This window comes from Vibrio sp. 05-20-BW147, from assembly GCF_013369385.1.
Lineage (GTDB): Bacteria > Pseudomonadota > Gammaproteobacteria > Enterobacterales > Vibrionaceae > Vibrio > Vibrio floridensis.
In genome coordinates this window covers 21441-41928 of sequence record NZ_SZTO01000022.1, presented here as the reverse complement: position 1 = coordinate 41928, position 20488 = coordinate 21441, and the positions used below count along the sequence as shown (strand labels likewise).

General features: G+C 46.5%; 16 protein-coding genes. 2 read left to right on the top strand and 14 right to left on the bottom strand.

From position 1 onward, the window contains the following. Positions 1–4: 4 nt before the first annotated feature. From FC652_RS17470 to FC652_RS17410, 13 genes are all read right to left on the bottom strand, one after another. Positions 5–1039 (bottom strand): S9 family peptidase, encoded by a 1035-nt coding sequence (locus tag FC652_RS17470; RefSeq protein ID WP_176299583.1) that lies wholly within the window; start codon positions 1037–1039, stop codon positions 5–7. Between the two features lie 23 nt (positions 1040–1062). Next, entirely contained in the window at positions 1063–2001 is a 939-nt protein-coding gene (locus tag FC652_RS17465; RefSeq protein ID WP_176299582.1) for a DUF2860 family protein, read from the bottom strand. A 176-nt stretch (positions 2002–2177) separates the two neighbouring features. Beyond that, positions 2178–3077 carry a helix-turn-helix transcriptional regulator gene (locus FC652_RS17460; RefSeq protein WP_176299594.1) on the bottom strand — a complete coding sequence of 300 codons (900 nt, stop codon included), beginning with the start codon at positions 3075–3077 and terminating at the stop codon, positions 2178–2180. Between the two features lie 59 nt (positions 3078–3136). Continuing rightward, positions 3137–6235, bottom strand: a complete 3099-nt coding sequence (locus FC652_RS17455) for an efflux RND transporter permease subunit (protein WP_176299581.1) — start codon at positions 6233–6235, stop codon at positions 3137–3139. After that, entirely contained in the window at positions 6232–7452 is a 1221-nt protein-coding gene (locus tag FC652_RS17450) for an efflux RND transporter periplasmic adaptor subunit (protein ID WP_176299580.1), read from the bottom strand. Before FC652_RS17450 ends, FC652_RS17455 begins: the two co-directional genes overlap by 4 nt. Then, positions 7442–8323: an ABC transporter six-transmembrane domain-containing protein gene (locus tag FC652_RS17445; RefSeq protein WP_176299579.1), complete on the bottom strand. Its 882-nt coding sequence runs from the start codon at positions 8321–8323 to the stop codon at positions 7442–7444. Before FC652_RS17445 ends, FC652_RS17450 begins: the two co-directional genes overlap by 11 nt. 337 nt (positions 8324–8660) lie before the next feature. Further along, on the bottom strand, positions 8661–9431 hold the full coding sequence (locus FC652_RS17440) for a TerC family protein (protein WP_111437337.1): 771 nt from the start codon (positions 9429–9431) through the stop codon (positions 8661–8663). Between the two features lie 219 nt (positions 9432–9650). Further along, positions 9651–10646: a 2-hydroxyacid dehydrogenase gene (locus FC652_RS17435; RefSeq protein ID WP_176299578.1), complete on the bottom strand. Its 996-nt coding sequence runs from the start codon at positions 10644–10646 to the stop codon at positions 9651–9653. A 394-nt stretch (positions 10647–11040) separates the two neighbouring features. Continuing rightward, positions 11041–11571: a nucleotidyltransferase family protein gene (locus FC652_RS17430; RefSeq protein ID WP_176299577.1), complete on the bottom strand. Its 531-nt coding sequence runs from the start codon at positions 11569–11571 to the stop codon at positions 11041–11043. 32 nt (positions 11572–11603) lie between these two features. After that, positions 11604–12137, bottom strand: a complete 534-nt coding sequence (locus FC652_RS17425; protein WP_176299576.1) for an AAA family ATPase — start codon at positions 12135–12137, stop codon at positions 11604–11606. Between the two features lie 73 nt (positions 12138–12210). Beyond that, the gene (locus FC652_RS17420; RefSeq protein WP_176299575.1) at positions 12211–13890 is read right to left on the bottom strand and encodes an SWIM zinc finger domain-containing protein; all 1680 of its coding nucleotides are present in this window, start codon (positions 13888–13890) and stop codon (positions 12211–12213) included. Positions 13891–13965: 75 nt separating this feature from the next. Next, the gene (locus FC652_RS17415) at positions 13966–15369 is read right to left on the bottom strand and encodes a hypothetical protein (protein WP_176299574.1); all 1404 of its coding nucleotides are present in this window, start codon (positions 15367–15369) and stop codon (positions 13966–13968) included. A gap of 7 nt (positions 15370–15376) precedes the next feature. Continuing rightward, a complete protein-coding gene (locus FC652_RS17410) occupies positions 15377–17050 on the bottom strand; it encodes an AAA family ATPase (RefSeq protein WP_176299573.1) in 1674 nt (557 codons plus the stop codon). A 639-nt stretch (positions 17051–17689) separates the two neighbouring features. Here FC652_RS17410 and FC652_RS17405 point away from each other — a divergent pair. Together FC652_RS17405 and FC652_RS17400 are read left to right on the top strand one after the other, a co-directional pair. Further along, on the top strand, positions 17690–18013 hold the full coding sequence (locus FC652_RS17405) for a helix-turn-helix transcriptional regulator (protein ID WP_176299572.1): 324 nt from the start codon (positions 17690–17692) through the stop codon (positions 18011–18013). Beyond that, on the top strand, positions 18007–19338 hold the full coding sequence (locus FC652_RS17400; protein ID WP_176299571.1) for a type II toxin-antitoxin system HipA family toxin: 1332 nt from the start codon (positions 18007–18009) through the stop codon (positions 19336–19338). Before FC652_RS17405 ends, FC652_RS17400 begins: the two co-directional genes overlap by 7 nt. Before the next feature lie 54 nt (positions 19339–19392). On the opposite strand, the gene FC652_RS17395 is transcribed toward FC652_RS17400, so the two are convergent. Next, entirely contained in the window at positions 19393–20433 is a 1041-nt protein-coding gene (locus tag FC652_RS17395) for an NAD-dependent epimerase/dehydratase family protein (protein WP_176299570.1), read from the bottom strand. Positions 20434–20488 lie beyond the last annotated feature (55 nt).

Here is a 20488-nt window from a genome sequence, read left to right as displayed (position 1 = left end):
GTTTTCATTTCCCTGGCAGATCCAGCGCTTCTAACCATGAAGAAAGCGTGCCAAAAAAGTCTGGCGCGTAAAGGCTGTCGCCTAGCAGCCATAATTTGGCCAACAGCACGATGCCATTGGTTTGGCTGTCAACGTTGGGGTATTTGAGCAGCGCGTGGGTGGCGTTAGGAATCATTTTAATCGTGGCATTGCTCTGCCCACGATAGAGCGAGGTCAATGTGTTAAACGTCTGCTTGCCGTCAACATGCTCATCGTTTTCACCAAGCAAGATCAACATCGGCTGCGTCAGGCCTACGTAATCTTGTGTGGCATCCGACAACACATTCTTCTTGATGAACTCAAACCGCTCTTTGTCGATCGCCTGTTCATTATTTAAGAAAAGCCTCACGTACGCGTCGTAGTTGGGGTTGCTTTGCCAAAATGCACGTTCTTGCTGAAATTTCACCTGCTCTTGTTTCAACATTTCCGCGCTCGCACCCTGACGTTGCAGCCTCATCTCGGTCATAAACCAACTTTGCTCTAACCAGTTGATGGCATACCCCACTCCAACCATAAAGCTCACCTCTGGGTTGTTCTGCATTAACGCGGGCACAACCCAGCCAGCTTGACTAAAGCCCATTATCCCTATCGTCTTGGCTTCCTTTCGATAGTTGTGTTTCACAAAATCCATCGCGGCGCGAACCTCATTTTGTCGATCAAACATCGATTGTTCGCGCCAATTGCCACTCGACTCTCCCACCCCTGGCTTATCCCAACTGAACACTGCGTAACCCGCATCAAGAAACACCTGCCAGATGGCGTCATAGTAGCCATGCGCATCATAAGGCGTTGCGCCATCACCAGAGACAAACAGCACCACACCTTTCACACTGTCTTTATCATCTGGCGACTTGAAGTATGCGGCTAAACGGTGGCCATCGTGTTCAAAATAGGGGTACTGCTCCGTCGACTTAGCGAGTGCGCTCGAACTGCACACGCTGATGAGCCCAACCAATAACACTAAAGTTAAACGTCTTATTCTCAGAATAATAGTCACCATGCTTCCTCTTGGTTTGATTCGATTTAAAATCGATATAGCCCACCGATAAGAATGCCGAATTCTTCGCGGTGATAAAAAGTGAGATTGGAATGTGACTGCTCATAGCCGACTTGAGCGACCAGACTCATTTGTTCATACCCAAGGAACTCGGCTTCTTCAAACGAGAGACTCACGTTAATTTGCCCATCTTGCCGGATTTTACCCAGTAGCGGATGCTTGGCCTGATAGCTGCTGCCCGAAAGACGCGTGTCCAGAGCCAAGGTATAAGGGTAGAAAAAGTAGGTGGCGGTGATTCCTGTGCCAAGTTTCTCAAACGCATTGGCTTTTCCTTGCGCATAATCTCGTTGATAAAAGAGGCTCGGTTCAAGAAAGACATCATCAAAAAACGGTACAACAAGCGCAAAATGCGCGAAATAGCCGTCACCATTTCTGCGCAGCAGTTCGCTCGGCGCTCGGTCTTTCTCAACCGTTCGATCGTAGTAAGCCAGGTTTAACAGCGCGAACTGATTTTCGTAATGAAACCTCAGCACATCCCCTTCAACGTTGGTTTCCTCCCGTTTGCGATCAAGGAGGTACGGATTCTGCCACGTTTTTCCCGCGGCTAAGGTGGGCGCGATGGCAAAGGAGAATGAAGAGTCTTCATCCAATGAATACCGGTAACCCAGCTCCAAAGCCAGTAGACCTTTGACAAACGTGTCTTCACTTTGACCGAGAAACAGCTGATGTTGACCAAACTGGTAACGCAGCTGCCCCAGAGGGGCTAAAGTGCTGCCGGTGACATTCTCGCCTTCTCTGTTGAGTGATGTCAGAATCTTCTCCGCCCCGACATTCAAGTTGCTTTGCGTTTCGCTATAGATCGCGACAGCCCCTATGCTGCCCGAGAATCCTTGCTCTGCTGCAAACGCACACTGAGCGGCGAATGCCATGAATAGCGATGTAACCGTAACTAGGTCCGTTTTCACACTTTATCCCTTCTTGATTTAAGAATGTCTCCGTCCACTCATCACGAGCCTAACGGTTTGCTTCAATGACTTTGTGGTGGGATTGTTCCACAGTGCTGGGAATAAAAAGTGTCCGAGTTTGCTCAATTGCAAACAGGTTCAAGAGGGATGGAGGGTGAAAAACCGTTGCCTGCCGCCTAGACCAATACAGGTAACTGGAATGAGAAGGTTACCCCTTCCATATCCGATGTATCGACATGGCGAATCATCTCCACCAAGTAGCCATTGAGATCCAGCTGCAAACCCTGTTTTTCCGCCGCATCAAACAACGCCTCTAACGCCGTGCTGTACGCAACATCGGAAGCGAGATAAACCTCGCTACATAAGTAGTATCCTTCTGGGATCATTCTATCGTAACGCGCTTTGGCCACTTGCCAGTTACCAATTTCAGCGTCAATCGCATCCCACGCATTCTCCACTTGTTTGAGCGGTAACGTGCTCATCAAATGTGTCGACTTTTCACCATACAGCTCAAACACGCTGTCCCAATCTGCCGTCTCCAATTTGAGTTTTTGCATGCCCCGCTGCGGATACCAGACAAGTTCGGTTGGCATTGCTTGCACCAACTCTTTTTCCATCGACGCCTGCATCCCCGGATGCGCTAACTGTTGGATGAAATCCAACGTCTCCTTGGGAGTCGCTTGCGAACCCATTTTTCGAATGTGTTTGGCGGTCACCCCAAGCTCGCGTTTCAATGCCTTGGCCAACGACTGTGATGATGAAAAACCGCAGTACAGCGCGATGTCAATCACGCTCCACTGCTCGTCGTTCAGCAGCAGGCCAACCGCAACTTGCAACCGGACTCGACTGAGATACTGGCCAGGCGTTTCGTTAAACAACTCGGTAAATTGACGATGAAAATGATAGGGAGAAATCGCGCTTTTCGTAGCGATTTCTTCCCACGTTCGACGCTCGCTCCACTCTTGATGCATTAAGTGAAGCGCGTGCGTGAAGCGCTTTTTCAGGTGCTCTGGTAACGATTCGAGTAGGGCGATTTCAGGGACGAGCTGAAAAACGGGTTGGTTTTCGGGCATCATGACGTCGCTGCACTTGGGATAATTGAACTCACTATCGCCCGTGTGTTTTATAAAATCAATCACGAATGCTCCACAGACAGCGTTTCCAGTGATTCACGCTCAACGATGGGAGGCTTGCGGCAAAAAAGTCCCAACAGCACCGGAATCAGGATCAGCGTCACGGCAGTGGCAAACAGCTCACCAAACACTAAAGAGACCGCTGCGGGCTTTAAATACTGAGCCTGCTCTGCGGTTTCACTGAGCAAAGGCAACAAGCCACACACGGTGGTAATGGTGGTGAGAAAAATCGCTCTCAAACGGCTCGTCCCAGCCGTGACTAACGCCTGCTGCAACGGAACACCTTGGCGGTATTCCTGATTAAAACGGGTGATCAGGACCAACGAGTCATTGATCACAATGCCGGTCATGGCCATCATGCCAAACATGGACAAGATGCTGATGGGCAAGCCCATCAAGTAGTGGCCAAAAATCGACCCCGCAAAGCCAAACGGGATCACGGCCATGATGATCATCGGCTGCCAGTACGATTTCAACGGCACCGCCAATAAGATGTAGATCATCAGTAGCGTCAGTATCAACGCCGATTGAAAACCCGCTGAGACCTCCCCTATTTCTTCAAACTCACCGCCCGCTTTGATCGTCACGTTTGGGTATTGCTGATGAAGAGCATTGATCGTCTGCTGGAGCTGTTCTCGGGTTTGTTCAGGTGATTGCAGATTGCGATTTTGTTGCCAATAGAGATTGATGACTTGCTCTCGGTTGCGGCGATACAGCACTTGAGGCTCTTGCTCATGATGCAACTCCGCGATATCACCGAGCATCACACTGCCACCCGTCGGTAGCATGATGAGCGTTTGCTGCAACTGAGCCAAGGTTTTACGCTGATCACGAGGGTATTGCAGTAACACTTTGGTCTCTTGCCCATTTTCCAACAGGCGGTGAATTTCTCTTTCACCAAACGCTTCTCCGGCAAGCTGCGCCAGTTTCGCTTGTGTTAGCCCAAGTTGCTGACCATAGAGGTTCAATACCAAACGGACTTGTGGCACGCCATTTTGACCATCGTCGTACACATCCGAGACCCCTTGCAATGATGACAGCGCGTTCTTCAACTGCTTGCTCACTCGCGATGCAAGCTCACGGTCATCACTTGAGATAGTGAAGAATGTCCCTCCGGCTGGCTCCTCTGCCGCACTAAACTTGACGGAATACGCGCCCTCGATCTGCCCAGTGCTTTCTCGCCATCGTGTCAGTAACCCATTGCCTGGCAACACACTGAGCGATTCGCTGGTCAGTTCCGCCGTCACTTCGATGTCCCCCTGTCCGTCAGACCATGCCAGCAAGTTGACAACGGGCTTCTGTTGCAGCGGATAATCCACCATGACACTTTGCTCCACCTGTGACATCGCCTGCTCCACTTGCAGCAAAGCTTTACGCTGCAAAGGCAAAGGTGCCCCATCTTCCAGCTCAATCACTGCGCTGAGATAACGGCCCGGGATTTCAGGGAACAATGCACTGCGAATGGTGCCGTTGAACCACATCCCGTAAGCCAATATGAGAGTGGATACAAAACCAAGCAAGAACGCCACTTTGTAGCGCAGTGCAAATTCAAGCGTCGGTTGGTATAGCTTGATATTAAATCGCTGTAAGCCACCTTGAGCGAAGGCTTGGACCTTGCCAACAATGCCGAGTGATGGGGATTTGCTCGAGAGCTCGGCCAAGTGTGATGGCAGAATGAATTTGCTTTCGATAAGCGAGAAGATTAACGCCAAGATCACCACCGCCGAGAACCCAGCAAACACTTTGGCCAACTCGTTATTGATCCACAACATCGGCGAAAACGCCGCGATCGTCGTCAGCACACCAAAAACGGTGGCCACGGACACAGAGTGCACGCCCTGCCACGCCGCATTTTTACCACTGAGATGGCTCGCTCGTTTTTCGTGGATCGCTTCTCCCACCACCACCGCATCGTCCACCAGCACACCGAGTACTAAAATGAAGCCAAACAAGGTGATGTCATTGATGCTGTAGTTAAACCACTGCATGGCCGCAAGCGTGCCAGCAAGCGCAATTGGGATACCCATGGCCACCCAAAAGGCGAGTCGGATTTCGAGGAAAATCCCCAATAAAACGACGACAATCAGTAGACCTTGCCACGCATTTTCACTTAGACGAAACAACTGGTCTTCAATGTAGGGGGCCATATCCGCCATGGTGTTCAAGGTGATGTCCGACGGTATGATCGCTCGCTGAACATTGAGCGTTTCTTCTATGGCCTCACTCACTTTAAGCAGGTTGTCGGTTTGGCTGGTGCTCACCAAAAGCGCGATGGCATTAGCCCCGTTATTTCGTACAATGGCACCACTGTATTGATAGCCTCGGCTTATCTTGGCGATGTCACCTAAGCGTATTTTGCCACTGCTGCCTGACATCACCACCAGTTGCTTGAGCTTCTGCAAATCATCCGCATAACCATCGCCACGAATCACGATTCGCCCCACATCACTAATGAGTTCACCGCTGCGCGCCTCAAGTGAACTCTGTTCAACTAAACTGGCTAACGTTTCCAAGCTCAATCCTAATGCCTTAAGTTGTTCGGGATCAGGCTCGACGATGAGTTGTGAGGTTCGAGTTCCCCAATTTGAGACCTTTGAAATACGTGGGTGCTTTTTTAAGGCCTGCTCAAGCTGCTGGGCAATGGGTTGCAACTCGTCATCCGTTCTTGGCCCCGACACCACCACAAACGCCGCCAAATTGGTAAAATCGTTGCGCACCACTTGTGGCTTTTCCGCCTGCAGCGGAAAGCCATTAATCGCATTGACTTGGTTGCGAATGTCATCCAACAGCGAATCTAACTCCGTAGTGCTGGTTTTGCGCACAATCACTTGCGAAAGACCTGCACTCGACTGGCTGGTGATCTGCTTGATACCGGCAATGCCGCTGATCGACTCTTCAATTCGTTGTGTCACGCTCTCGTCTATCTGTTGCGCCGTGCCGCCAGGATACGCCACCGTGATGCTGATTGATGATGGGGCGATTTGTGGGAACGACTCAACGCGCAGTTGCCCGAACGCAAGCACACCGCTCACGACAATCGCCATCATCAATAAGTTGGCAGCAACAGGATTGGTAATAAACCATTTGGTCATCCAACTCATTCGTTTGACTCCTTACTTATCGTCTCTTCCGCGCTGAGTGACATTTGCTTCTCTAAGCTCAATGGCTCCGAAGCAACGCGCCCAACCATCATGGTGTCAGGGTCCTGCTCAGAAACCACTGGCGCGACTTGTTTGCCACTTAGCATCGACGCGAGCGGGTATTGCACCACTCGACGCACCTGCGCACTTTGCGCATCAAATCGAATGTTGAGCTGCTGATGACCTTGTCCGATGAATGTGACTGACTCTTTACGTAAACGATCGCTGCTGTCCAGAGTCCAGACATACCCGTCTCGAGTCATTGCGCTTAACGGAACGCTAACCACATTCTCACTCAAGCCTAAATCGATCTCCGCCTGAACTTGTTGGTTGGGATACAACTTCGCTTTGTTTTGATAGGGAGATTGAACCGCAAGCACCACCTGCCTTTGACGAGTGCTGGAATCCACCAACGGAGAAACATAGCGCACCTTAGCAGGCCAGCGATGGCCAGCACGGTTCACCACGCTAATACTCGGCTCCGTGAGTGCCACTTGAACTTGCTGCCAGTGCATTTCTGAAATGGGTAACTCAACGTCAATGGAGTCGCTGGCCGCGAGTTCAAACGTCACTTGTCCCGCTTCGATCCACTCTCTGGGGCTGATATGACGCTTGATGATCACCGCATCAAACGGCGCGGTGATCACCGACTCTTCCAATAATTTCTGCGCACTCACATAGGCTTGTTTTGCTTGAGTGAGGTTGGCTTGCGCCGCCAGCACTTGGGGTTCTCGACGAGCAAAGGAGGAACTGGTTTTGCTGTTCAACATTTTTAGCGCCACCGTTTGTTCATGCAGAGCCTGCTGCAACTCCAGTTCGGCTTGTTTCACAACACTCAACGATTGCGCTAGCGTTGCATTCACCGCGGCGGTATCTAGCCTTGCTAACACCTGCCCCTGTTTAACCAAACTCCCCGGTTCAATCCGCTCATCCAACCATTTTAATTGCGCACTGCTGGAGGCTTTCAACTGTACTGGCCAACGCGCTGCGGTTATCCCCAATAGCGTTAACCTCGATTGATGAAGTGACGGAGTCACTTCCAGTACCGACACTGGGCTAAGTAGTGTCTGTTTTTCTGCCGCTTTGTTCGGTTCCGGGGCCAGTTCGTCCACCACCACCAAGGCCATCAAAATCGCCGCCAAACCAACGAGCACTGAGAGCGGTTTTCTAAATTTCATAGGGCATCTCCTTTTGTGGCAGGGCGCTGTAATTGAGGCGCTGACTTATCTCCGTCAAACGCGAAAGGGTCTGCAAAGTGATGGGCAACATCACTGCGGTTTCGACAAACTCGAGTGAGTAAGTCACAATCGAGAACACTTGGCCTGCGGTCGGTTCAACCAGTAAGCTCACCATCCATAAGTTCGCGATGACCGCACCAAACAAGGTCATAAAGATCAGGCCGTACACCACCGCCTCGGTATCCGACAGCTTGATTTCGCACTGCTTTAAACGTTCAAAGTGCCCCCTGAGCGCAGACAGGCGAACCCCGCTGAGCAACTTAACCTGCTGCTCGACTTGATCATTAAATTGGCCGTTGAGTTGGGTAAAGGTGCGGTGGAACGCACCATAGATAACGAGCATCAGTAACCCAGAAAAGAGCATGCAAAGTGCCAAAGAAAAATGGAACGTAGAGAGAATCACCAGCGTCGCGACAAGCTGCACAACCGCCGTCAGTAAGGAGGGCAAATCTTTCTCAAGGAAATCCACCAGCTCGCGAGACATGGTCAAGCGTGCGTCTTTGGTCGAAATAGGCAAATCACGCAAATTGCGCTCAACAAGATTGGCCAGCTTTACCCGAATCGAACCATACACTCGAGTGTCGTAAAAACGCCGTGCAACACTAATGAGCACCAGCACCAAAAGCAGCAGCGCCAGCAGCATCAAAGGGTGATAGTGTTGGTTTAATACACCATCAATGGCGTAACCAATAAACAGTGGCAGCAAAACGAGCATGACGTTTTCCGCCAGCACCATGATCCAAGTCGCGGCAACCTTTAAGGGATGAAACCGAATCACTGTCAGCAAAGAGATGGGATGTTTGAGAGGCATGATAGGCACCATAAATGAACATGGCGCCAGTATGACCAATTCGTCTAGCTAAAAAGTGTCCCAAATTGCTCTCTAAGCGGATTAACATCTGTCGTGTCTTTAAGAGGCAAGCTTTCTGGAGACAAAAGCACTCAACTCTCTCCCGAGCCGTTTCTTGTCTGCCTGTCTATTTCGTCTTTTTCTTGTCATCCTCGCGCAGGCGGGGACCCATCCTAAAGCGTTCGCGAGAAGGACGGAGTGGCATTGGTTCAAGCCGTTTTATCGATATTTTTGTAAGACTTTCTCAACGTAATAAGGCCCCTTTCGGAGCCTTACTTCATAGCCTAGTTTTAGCGTTTTACCCTCGGATAAGATCGCCTTGAATAGACACGTTTAACGGACGAATACGACGAATATTCACCTTTTGCTTTTTCTTCAACTGAATGTGGCAAAGTTCTAATATCAAACCAAAAGCCATCGCGAAGTAGACATAGCCTTTATTCACGTGAACTGCGAAACCTTCGGCCATGAGCAACCCTCCCAATAGGATCAGGAAAAGTAACGCCAAGGTTTTGAAACCTGGGTACTTAATCACCACATGGTTGATCTTTTCAGCCGTTAGCACCATCACCACTGCCGAGGCTAAAATGGCGGCGACCATGATAGGCACTTCATTGGTCAAGCCAACCGCCGTGATAACGGAGTCCATAGAGAAAACGGCATCCACCGCGACAATCTGTAGCAATACCACAGCCAAACCCGTTCTGACGTGGGTGGAATGTGCATGCTCATGCTGCGTTAACCAAGACCACAACTCTTTGGCACTTTTAGCCAGTAAGAATGCGCCACCAGCAATCATGATCACATCACGGCCAGTGAATTCAACATCTTGAAATGACAAGATCGGCTGCGTTAGAGACATCACCCACGAGATCGAAAAAACCAACACAATGCGTGCAAGCACAGCAAGAGTGATACCCATATTGCGGGCGAATTTTCGTTGTTCTACTGGTAAGCGTTCACATAAAACAGAAATAAATACGACGTTGTCAACGCCAAGTACAATTTCCAAGGCAAAGAGAGTGGCAAAAATAACCCACGTTTCGGGTTGCATGAACAGTTCTAACATAGGGGAAACTCCACATCAGTGGAATTCAGAAGGGTGTTTCGTCGACTGGGGTCGTCCATTAAAAAAATATACCTCTATTGCTTAGGGACGAGTAGTTAATCAGCAACCACCTACCTTGGCAATGGGGCCAGTTGTAACAAAGCGTAACACGCCAAAACACAATCAAAGCAGTGCCGCTCAATAAGAATGGCACTGCTTCACACAACCCATCCGCTGCCGTTATTGCACTAGCTCATTGCCAGAGGTGTTGCCAGCAAAGAAAGCCTCGACATTGTTAAGCGTTACCGAGGCAATATTGTTCAACGCTTCATGCGTTAAAAAGGCCTGATGGCCAGTAAACAAAACGTTGTGGCACGCAGACAAACGGCGGAACACGTCATCGACAATCACATCATTCGATTTGTCTTGGAAGAACAGATCTTTCTCGTTGTCATAAACATCAAGGCCCAATGCGCCTATTTTGCCTTTTTTCAGCGCTTCAATCGCCGCTGCTGAATCAAGCAACTCACCGCGGCTCGTGTTGATGATCATCACGCCATCTTTCATCTGTTCAAACGAGTGTTCATTGAGTAAATGGAAATTTTCTTTGCTCATCGGACAATGCAGCGAAATCACATCGGTACTTTGGTAAATTTCTTGGAGAGTGGTGTAGCGCGCGCCCATTTCGATGGCCAGTGGATTCTCATAAGGATCGTAGCAAAGAATTTCCATCCCCAATCCTTTTAGAATCCGCATCGTCGCAAGGCCAATTTTCCCCGTACCAATGACCCCAACGGTCTTGCCGTAGAAATTAAAGCCAACTAACCCCTCAAGCGAGAAGTTGGCATCGCGAGTTCGCTGATAGGCTTTATGCAAGCGACGATTCAAACACATCATCATGCCAACCGCGTGTTCCGCGACCGCCTCTGGAGAGTACGCTGGCACTCGCACCACTTGCAACCCCAGTTCTTTGGCCGCCTGCAGATCGACTTTATCAAACCCGGCACAGCGCATCGCAATCAGCTTTGTGCCACCAAGCGCTAACTGCTCAAGGACAGGGGCAGATAGATCGTCATTGACGAATGCACAGACCACATCACAACCTTGAGCCATTTTGCTGGTTTTTAGCCGCAAGCGAAAATCATGGTAGTGAAACTCATACTCTTTGTTGCCATTCACTTTATTAAACGAGGCTTCGTCATAAGATTTCGCGCTAAAAAAAGCGATCTTGATCATGGTGTTCTCCTTCGTCGGCCAGTTCTCTCGCACTTGCCTTTTTATTACTGCTTACAGCAAACATTGCGCTATTTGCTTTGTTATTACCAACCCTGTTTTACCTATTGATTTTTGAGCCATTCCTGACTAATAACTGAACAAAAATTGAATAATATAGTTCGATAAAACATTGGGTTAACACCAACTATACTCCTTTCATCGGCAAAAAAAACACTGGAAAAATTGTGCTTAAAGAGGAGGGAGAGAATTGATAGGCCAGTCATGGCAACGATTGACATATCAAGTACAAGATATGTATGTGATAACGAATAATATCGCTCAACAAAAAGCGTCGTTGGCAAAAATATCTCCAAGATATTAGAAAGCATCCATACCCGTGTTGATGGCCACCACGTTACAACACCACCACTAACTTGGGCCAGCGCGCCAACCACCCTTTTGAAGTAACGCGCTGTTCAAATGTTGCCAAACAACGCTTTGGATTGTGCGTGATATGCCCACGAAATAGAGATTCAAGCGCAAACGCCGAAACACATTCATAGTGATCCGCCGCCACTTGCCGAACGGCCACCGCCGTTTCTTTCTCTGGCCAATAACGCATGGCATCTACCGCGTTTTGATATGGCTCATCACCGTTACGAAGATGCATTTTTGCTTGATTGCGAACCTGCCAATTGAACTGCGGCATACGCGCTTTTAAATGCGCTTCATATTGCAGATAAGCATCGGGGTTTGACTCTGTAGGATCAAAGTAGATCACATCAACATCATTCAAGGGAGTGACGAAACCGTGTAATGAATCCCACACCAAATTTCGCACAAAGCCTGCAGCAATATAACACTGAGGCAATGACAACTCGGCCACATGGCCTAACGCCTCTGTTCTCATTCGGTCTTCTTTGATGAGGGCGATGAGCTTATCCATTTTCTCCCAAAGGCATAGCGCCATACTAAAGATTAGGGTTTGAGGTTCTTTAAAATAAATTCCGCTCGCTCTCGAACGGAAACCATCGGCACTTCAAGCAAATCGTAACCAAACTGCGTGTAGGCACTCACTATCTCGCGATACGTAGCAACAGCTTCTTTAAAATCTTGCTTTCGCTCTCGATCATTTTTATAGATCGATTCCCACGGCGGGAAAATAAACACCTTACGGTCATACCTTAACTCGCAACATTTCGTGGATAAAAGCGTCGAAATGGGTAAGTTTTCAAGCTTACTGTAGCCATAGCAGTCAATAATGCTTCTATCATAAAAAGTGGTTACCGCATGTCCAAAGTCGTCATAGTTTTTGATTTCTTCAGCCACCATTTGGTCGCGAAAGGCCAATTTGTCCAACCAAGGTAACGCGCTACCTTGAGCTTGCATTTGTGCTTGGATGACTTTTCGCCCCACTTCGTGGGCACTTGGGTAGCCTAAATTATTGAGATATTCGATAACGGAGGTTTTGCCCGCCCCGGGCCCACCGGTAAACACAACTCGATGATTCAAATGAACCTCCTAGGTGGTCGTTTCTTTGTTGGAATGAAAGTGGGCGATTTAAAGCCTTTCCTATCTCTACAGGTTATAAATAGGCGGCGTAGTGTTGTTTTAACAAAGTCAGCATATTGCGCTTGCGTTTATAACTTTGTGCTAGTGAAGCTATTTCAACATAGAACTGCGCCAACTCCGCAGAGTGCGATTTAAGCAATCCTTCGATTTTTTGTAAAAGCGTTAACGCTGTGGCATAGGCTTCATTGTTAGTCTGCTCAATCTGCACCGTGACAACGCGAAGGTAGTAGCTGAGTGCATGGTTTGGCTTATCATGCACCACAAGATCAGCCAACGTTAGCAACGCATTGGTGGACACTCTATTGTTTGCCACCCATTCACACGCTCGGTCAAATTGCTGGTTGTCGATATAGAAGAGCACCAAGGCATCGGTTTGTTCAGACACACGGTTAAATTGGTCTGGCAGCCGATAGGAATTCTTAAACAACAGCTCAACGCGGGAAAGAAACTCTGCGTCATCCACTGAGTAATTCGCTTTAAACAGAACCATATCTTTATAGCGCTGAAAACTGGGCGATCGTTCTAATAGACTATTGGCCAGCGACCAAGCGGATTTAATTTCACCAAGCTCAACATAAAGGCGGAACTGCGCCTGATCACACGCTTGCCGTTCATACTCGCTCGCAATTTTGCGCGCTTTCGCCAACCAAAACTCGGCTTCTAATGGCGCTTGGTTGTCGATATACATCTCAACAATTTCTAAGAAGTCTCGGCACGTTCGCGCTATTTTTTGCTTAATGGCCACCACATCAAGCCAATTTGGGCTTTGTTTAATGAGTGGATTGGCCCATGTTCTTAAATTCCAACCACTCTCGTCTGGTGAAGCTTGTTCAATCGCTTGTCGACATAAATCAAGGAAGTACGTGTTGTTTTGCCACACCACGGCAAAATTCTCTTCAATCGACGGGAACACATCGAACTCATGCTGGGTCAAACGCTCAAACATCCAATGTGCTTTTTCTTGTTCACTCCAATTAAGTTTTGCCAGTATGTTAGGCATGTGCTCATTAATTAGGCTTTCAATGCCAAAACGATCGCCACTTGAATCATCGATCTGTTCGAGTACCTTATTCAACCTTTCCACAAGGTAGTTGATGAGCTTCCACTGCTGCTCTGTATCAAGGCTTTGCATCGACTCAATGATCATGCTCAACTGGTTTTCTGCTGAATGAAAATAGGCATGGCTCTCTCGCCAATCCCACAACTGTTCTCGTGGTAAGGCTTGGGTAACTAACTTTTTCAACTCGCCGTACACCGCTGGCTTTTCACGTATTTCGATTTTCGTGAGTAGCGCATTCCATGCGTATTCGTCTTCTTCCAGGTAATCAAGCAGCATCTCTAGCCTGGTCTCTTCACCGAGGCTTTGCAGGTGTTTTTTGATTGTCTCTCGCTCACTCTCTTGATTGAGCTGTGGCTGTTCGATAAGAGACATCGCCACAGCCACACTGTGCTTGCACAAGCGTTGATATTGCGCAGCTGGGCACGTGCACGTAGCGACCAAATCACCCGTAAAATCGAGACTCACTTGATAAACATTGCTGCCTTTCACCTGTGCAGTAGCAGTATTACCCATCATGGTAAGTTTGCGCACCGCGCCACTGTGCGAAAGCTGGATACCTTTTTGTAACGTGCTGTTTTCGCACAGCGCCATCAGCTCAACAATATCGATGTCACGAGTTGTGCTAGCGTTCATTGTGTTTGCTCCATCCGTGCTTTGGTTTGTTCTACTTCGGGTAAATTAAGACGTAGCTCGTGTGAGAGCAATGTTTCACACCAAACTCTCAATTCTTCGCACCATCTGCTCTTCGCTCGCAATAATATCACTCATACTCATCCCCTCATTCACATACACACCATCAACAATAAAGTGAGCCGTTGATTTCGGTACCTGCCCCATGACTTGATTGGCATAACATATATTGGGATCGATAGGCTGTTCACACGGATAGAGCAAGCCACCCACTTGCAGTTGCTGCTGGTAATACGCCATATAAGCATGAATTTGATAGAAATCTGCCCTATCGAGATCTCTGTAGTCCGAGCTCATCCGCTTAAATTTGGCATCAAAGACCATGATTTTGCCAGTTTCTATGTGTGTCAGTACTAAATCAGGATACATATTCCGCTCGAAGAAAGTGCCTTGATAAACCGTGAGTTTCTGCTGGCTCGACACTAGCCAATCAGGAAGATAGTGACTCAGGATCGATTCTAAATACATTTCAAACAGCTGTGCGATATCAAAGAGATAGCCTTTCACCTCAACGTATTCAGACTCCGTACTCAACTCTGCACTCTTTTCCGTCAGAATCAGTACGGCATAAGCCAACGTTTGTTTGTAGCCTTGGTACATTGGATGAATCAGGTTTGGATGTTGAGTCACTTGTTTTATGTCGTTGACCACTGGCCAGCGGCCAGAGAAGTGCATGGCAAGTTGTTGATAGATGCCCGACACTTTATTTAAGAAATGCCTACCCATTTTCTTCTCTAGGGTTCGGCAAGCCAAGTAGAGCACATCAACGATAATCTGCTCATATTGCTGCTCACGGTATGATGTGGTGATCTTGCCGGTAAATGGAACACAGCGTTTTAAATACTGGTTAACATCCACCTTGCCGCGCACTTTGTGGCTATGTTGGTGATGAAGTTGATAACGTTGAGGCAATCCCAACACCGCTGACCTTTCTAACGACTGCACAAACAAGTAAGCGATGATGTTTTCAAACTCATTGGGTTGATTCGACAACACGCCAGACAATTGTGTGTTGTCCAACATTACGTGAGACAGTGAGTTGAGCATCCTTTTTAGGAAGGTGTCACCGTAAGCACTGGTAATGCTAATTTCAACATTGTGAATATAGATCACCCCTGCATACAAACCCGTTTGGATAATGTACTTATCTTCACCATCGATTTGCTTGCTATACAGCTTTAGGATTAACTGCTCATCCTCTGGATCCGATTGCCTTTGAACGGTGTTTTTATGATTAAAGCCAAAGATTTGGACGTGCTCTAACGTCTCTTTCTTCGTGGTATATTCCGTTACACCGTTGAAAAGAGTTCTGATGAGCTCTTTGGCCTGACGCTTGTTTGCGCCAAACCATGCTCTAAGCTGCTCTTCATTCAGAGCAGCTTCCTCATAAAAATTATGATTGGTTTTAAATCGACCTTTCATAGTCTACTTACTTAAGAGGGTTTAAGAATTTCAAACGGGCGTCTTCAATTTGTTTATCAAGCTCATGTTCCGCAAACATCGCCCTTAGATACTCACGTAACGTTGGCTGTAGGTGCAGAGTGAACAGCGTAGAGGCATTTTTCTCAGTGATGGTACGCGTCTTTGCGATAGTGGCTATTTTCATAAAAAACGAGTGGCCAAACTCATACGACTTACCCAGACCAATGCCATCACTAATATAGCGATTTAGCTTCTCACAGGCTCCGGTGTACTGTTCGATATTATGGAACTCATCTTTGCCATTGAATTTCACTTCATTAGCGATAACGTCATAGTCACAATCTTTTCTGATCCACTGGAAACGACGGCGTAATGCTAAATCGAAGGCATCAATACTCTTATCAACATCGTTCATCATCCCGATGAAAAAGACGTTACTTGGCACACCGAAATAGGCACTGCCGTTCTCGTAGTGATATGCCAGTGATTGATTGGTCGCATCGTCCTTAATCATGTCTTCGATAAGTGATGAGTATTGTGTTTTGATCAGGTTCTTCGAACCTCCGTTCTGGTCGTGGAGATCATGTCGGTAGTCTTTTTCAAGGCACAGCAGGGTTTCACCAAACACAGATGACAAATTTGCACGGTTAATTTCATCGACGACAAAATAGTAAGGCTTGCTAGGGTTAGCTTTCGCTTTTTTACAAAAACGCTTAAACACACCATCAACCAATTCAAACTTGATGCTACCGTCTTTGGTTACACCTTTGGGTTTGATGCCTTCAATGAAGTCTTCATAAGAGAAAGATGGGTGAAACTGAACAAACTCGTAGCGTTCACGGTCACCTTGGCAGAGGAAATCAAGGCTATTTTTGACTGCGTAAGTTTTGCCTGTCCCCGGAGGGCCATACAAAATAACATTAGGTGTGTCTTCATCCACCAGTACTTGTGTCGTGGCATACTGCCATAAAAATTCCGAGAGCAATACATCGTCGAGCTCGTTGTTTTGGTCTAGGTTCAATAGCTGATTAAAAAACGCTCTGACTTCGAAGTTCTTTCTCAGGTTTGACGTCGCATCGCTGTTTACAAACTCATCATAGAGATCATCGATGACCGAGTCCGAATAGATAAACACAAAATGATAAGGATTATGGATAGCAATGAGCTTTCTTAGGATCTGCTTAGCCGCATACTCCGCGTGGTCAATATGATCCATTTTTTCAGCCAGCGCTTTATCACTAACAATAGCCTCAAAAATAGGGAGTATGTGCGCTTGAAAATAACGGTCTGCATCCTCTTTACTGTCTTCGGTTTGTGCTGCTGAGGTCTTCTTTAGATTCTTACGAATCGTATAGGTTTCGCCATCGCTATTCAGCTTTACTTCAAAATTCGTCGCATTACCTGGCTTAGACGAACCGTAAATTCCCTTGGTTGTGCGCTCCAAGAAGTTGCACAAATACCCACCTGGTACTTGATCTTTGTCACTCGTTTTACGATTTGTATACTCTGTTAGAGTAAACGTCTGCTGGTGCAGTTTATCGACATACACCTTCAAATCGGCAGACAATTGCTTTTGTTCGCGAGCAATGAAGACTAACTCACTTTGTTTGTCTTGCTTGAACTTGTCCCAAAGTAAAATGATTTCTTGTTGACGTTGTAATGAGAGTGGCAATGTGGTCATTGTGATAATAAAACCCTAGCTGATAAACAGATGAGTAAAAAAGATAAACAACAGTACCTCTATCTTATTTCATGATAAAGGCCTGTGCATGAATACAGATATGGATTGTACAATATGCTTTGCACGATTTTAGGTATTAGACTCTAGATACGTGCGAGAGTTAATTGGTTTTTCGACAAAATAGTACTTGAATCGCGCGTACTCTTTTGTGTACTTAAAGAAATGCATTGCTTTAGCGCAGGCCGGCTTTGTTGCTGAATTCATCTAAAGGGCGAACACTAAGCTAAATCGTTCGCCTTTTAAACGATATATCGAGTTTCAGTCATACCAAGCCCTGTAAGCTTGTTCAGTGCTGCCTCTGATAGAGAGCGCATGATAGCCATGCCGCCTTTTCAATTCTTGTTGGAGCCGTTGAGCTTCTGGTAATCCCTCCAAAGAGCCTTCCATCACTCCCCTCTAGAAGAGATTTTCCACAAACATCACAAGGTCCAAAAATAGTTACTTTACTAGACTTAAAGATACTTAATGTCACCAAAATGGAACACTAAAGGCAATCATTGACAGTACCAACATAAGGTCCTAAATTAAGGACATTACACAGACAAAACACAAACAATGAAACCGAAATAGGACTTTAGAGTGAAACATGTAACAGCCGCAGCATTAGCAGAAGAGATCGGCGATAGGTTGAAGCAAGCTCGACTAAATCGAGACCTAACACAATCTGAAGTTGCAGAAATTGCTGGCATTGCCCGCAAAACAGTTTTGAATGCAGAAAAAGGAAAAGTGCAGCTCGATATCATGATTGCGATATTAATGGCCTTAGACCTTACAGAACAAATTGATCTCTTTATCCCTAAACAAGAAATTTCTCCCATACAGCTGGCAAAACTGCAAGGAAAGAAAAGGCAGAGAGCCTCTGGCCGGCGCAGTAATAAAGATGAGGAAACACCAGAATGGTAATGGAAGCCATTACAATAACTTACCAAGACGATCTCGTTGGCGCTGTGAGTTTTGACACTGAAAAGGGACTTGGGTCATTTGAATATGATCCCAGCTTTGTAAAAAAGGGGGTCGAGCTGTCTCCAATCAAAATGCCATTATCGAATCGTATCTATCGCTTTCCCGAACTGGATTTCAATACCTTTAAAGGACTTCCAGGTTTAATTGCTGACTCCTTACCTGATGATTTTGGTAACGCGGTTCTCAACGCATGGGTTGCAAGTCAGGGCCGTTCACCGAGTGACATTACACCACTGCAACGCCTCCAATATACGGGAAAGCGAGGCATGGGCGCTCTTGAGTATGCGCCAGCGACAAAGTTACGAAGTTTAAATGCTTCACAACAGGTAGAAATCCAATCGCTCGTTTCAATTGCACAAGAAATCTTAGATTCACGAGGTAATTTTGAAGTAGAGCTCAAACAAAATGGCCAAGACGATAGAGAAGCAATGATGTCTTTATTATCTGTTGGCATGAGTGCGGGGGGAGCAAGACCGAAAGCCGTATTAGCATTTAATGAAGATTTTACTCAAGTACGCTCCGGCCAAACCAACGTGCCAAGTGGGTTTACTCATTATTTGATGAAGTTTGATGGTGTTAGTGAGCATAACAAAAATCAAGAAACCTTCGGTGACCCATTAGGCTATGGCGCGATGGAGTTTGTTTATCATTTAATGGCTAACAAATGCGGTGTCGATATGATGCCATGCCGCTTACTCCATGAAGGCAATCGACGACACTTTATTACACAACGGTTTGATCGAATTAAAAATAGCAAGGTACACGTACAAACGCTAAACGGTCTTGCCCACATTGATTATAAAAAGCCAGGGTCATTCTCTTACGCAGAGTTATTTGGCATTGCCAGACAGTTGAAGCTTTCCGCTGTTGACGCTGAGCAGCTATTCAAACGCATGACGTTCAATATCATTGCTCGAAATCATGACGACCACTCAAAGAACTTTGCCTTTATGTTGAAACAAGACAGGCTAAAAAAAGACAAATGGTCTCTCGCACCAGCTTATGATTTAGCCTATAGCTATAAACCCGGTAGTAAATGGGTGAACAGCCATTGGATAAGCTTGAATGGTAAAAGAGATAACTTTACACGAAGTGATTTCTATAGCTTAGAGAAACTAAGCCCTATTTTTAACAAGAGAAAGATCGACGATATTATTGATACAACAATTGAGCACGTATCAACTTGGCGTCAGCTTGCTGAGGAATGGGATGTACCAAAAACACTGATAGATGAAATACAAGAAAACTTGCGGCTCGATATTTAGTGAAGTGGCTGTATGCAAAAAGCATACAACTCACCTTTGTAGTTCAGCATCAAACTAAACCGACTCAGCAGTACTTCTAAATTGCTGCTGAGAAATTTGGCGATAATCACTGTACCATTTTACAAAAGCTGCAACGCCTTCGTGGAATGGGACTTGTGGCGTAAAACCAATCTCATCAAAAAGTTCTTTTACATCAGAGTATGTTGTATTCACTTCCCCTACCTGCATTGGCTTCAGTTGCTTTTTCGCAGATACTCCCAGTAGATATTCCAATAAATCAATCATTTTTGTGAGTTTGACCGGAGCCCCGCTACCGACATTAAAAATCTGATATGGCGCTGAGCTTTGAGCAATGGCCCCGTTAGCTTTTAGCCATTCTTGGTTCTTCTTTGGAATTCTCTTTGTTACTCGGACTACTGCTTCTACAACGTCATCGATGTAAGTAAAGTCTCGATATAGTTCCCCATTATTGAAAACATCAATCGGCCTTTTTTCAATCATTGCTTCTGCAAACTTATAGAACGCCATATCAGGTCGACTCCAGGGACCATATACGCTAAAAAAACGTAGCGCTGTCGTTGGTAAGCCATACATCTGAGAGTAGCTATGAGCCATTAACTCATTTGCCTTTTTAGTTGCAGCATAAAGAGAAACTGGATGATCGACATTGTCATTTTCTGAAAATGGAATTTTATCGTTTAGCCCATACACAGAGCTAGATGAAGCATAAACTAGGTGTTTGATTTTAAAATGACGACAGGCCTCTAGGACTGAAAGAAAACCCATTAAGTTGCTTTGTCCATAGGACATTGGCGCTTCCAAAGAGTAACGCACACCAGCCTGACCGGCTAAATGAATAACTTTATCAAATCGTTCCTCTTCAAATAAACAAATTAATTCATCTGAATTTTCAACACTCATACAATGAAATTGGAACCTTACATCTCCGACCCATTCCAGCCTCGCTTTTTTAAGGTTCACATCATAATAGTCATTGAGGTTATCAACGCCGACCACATCATATCCATCAGCACAAAGCCTGCGACAAATATGGCTACCGATAAAACCGGCAGCACCTGTTACAAGTGTTTTCATGGCCTTCCTATGCTTGAGAAAAACAAATCAAGAGTACAAATGTTGATCAAATACT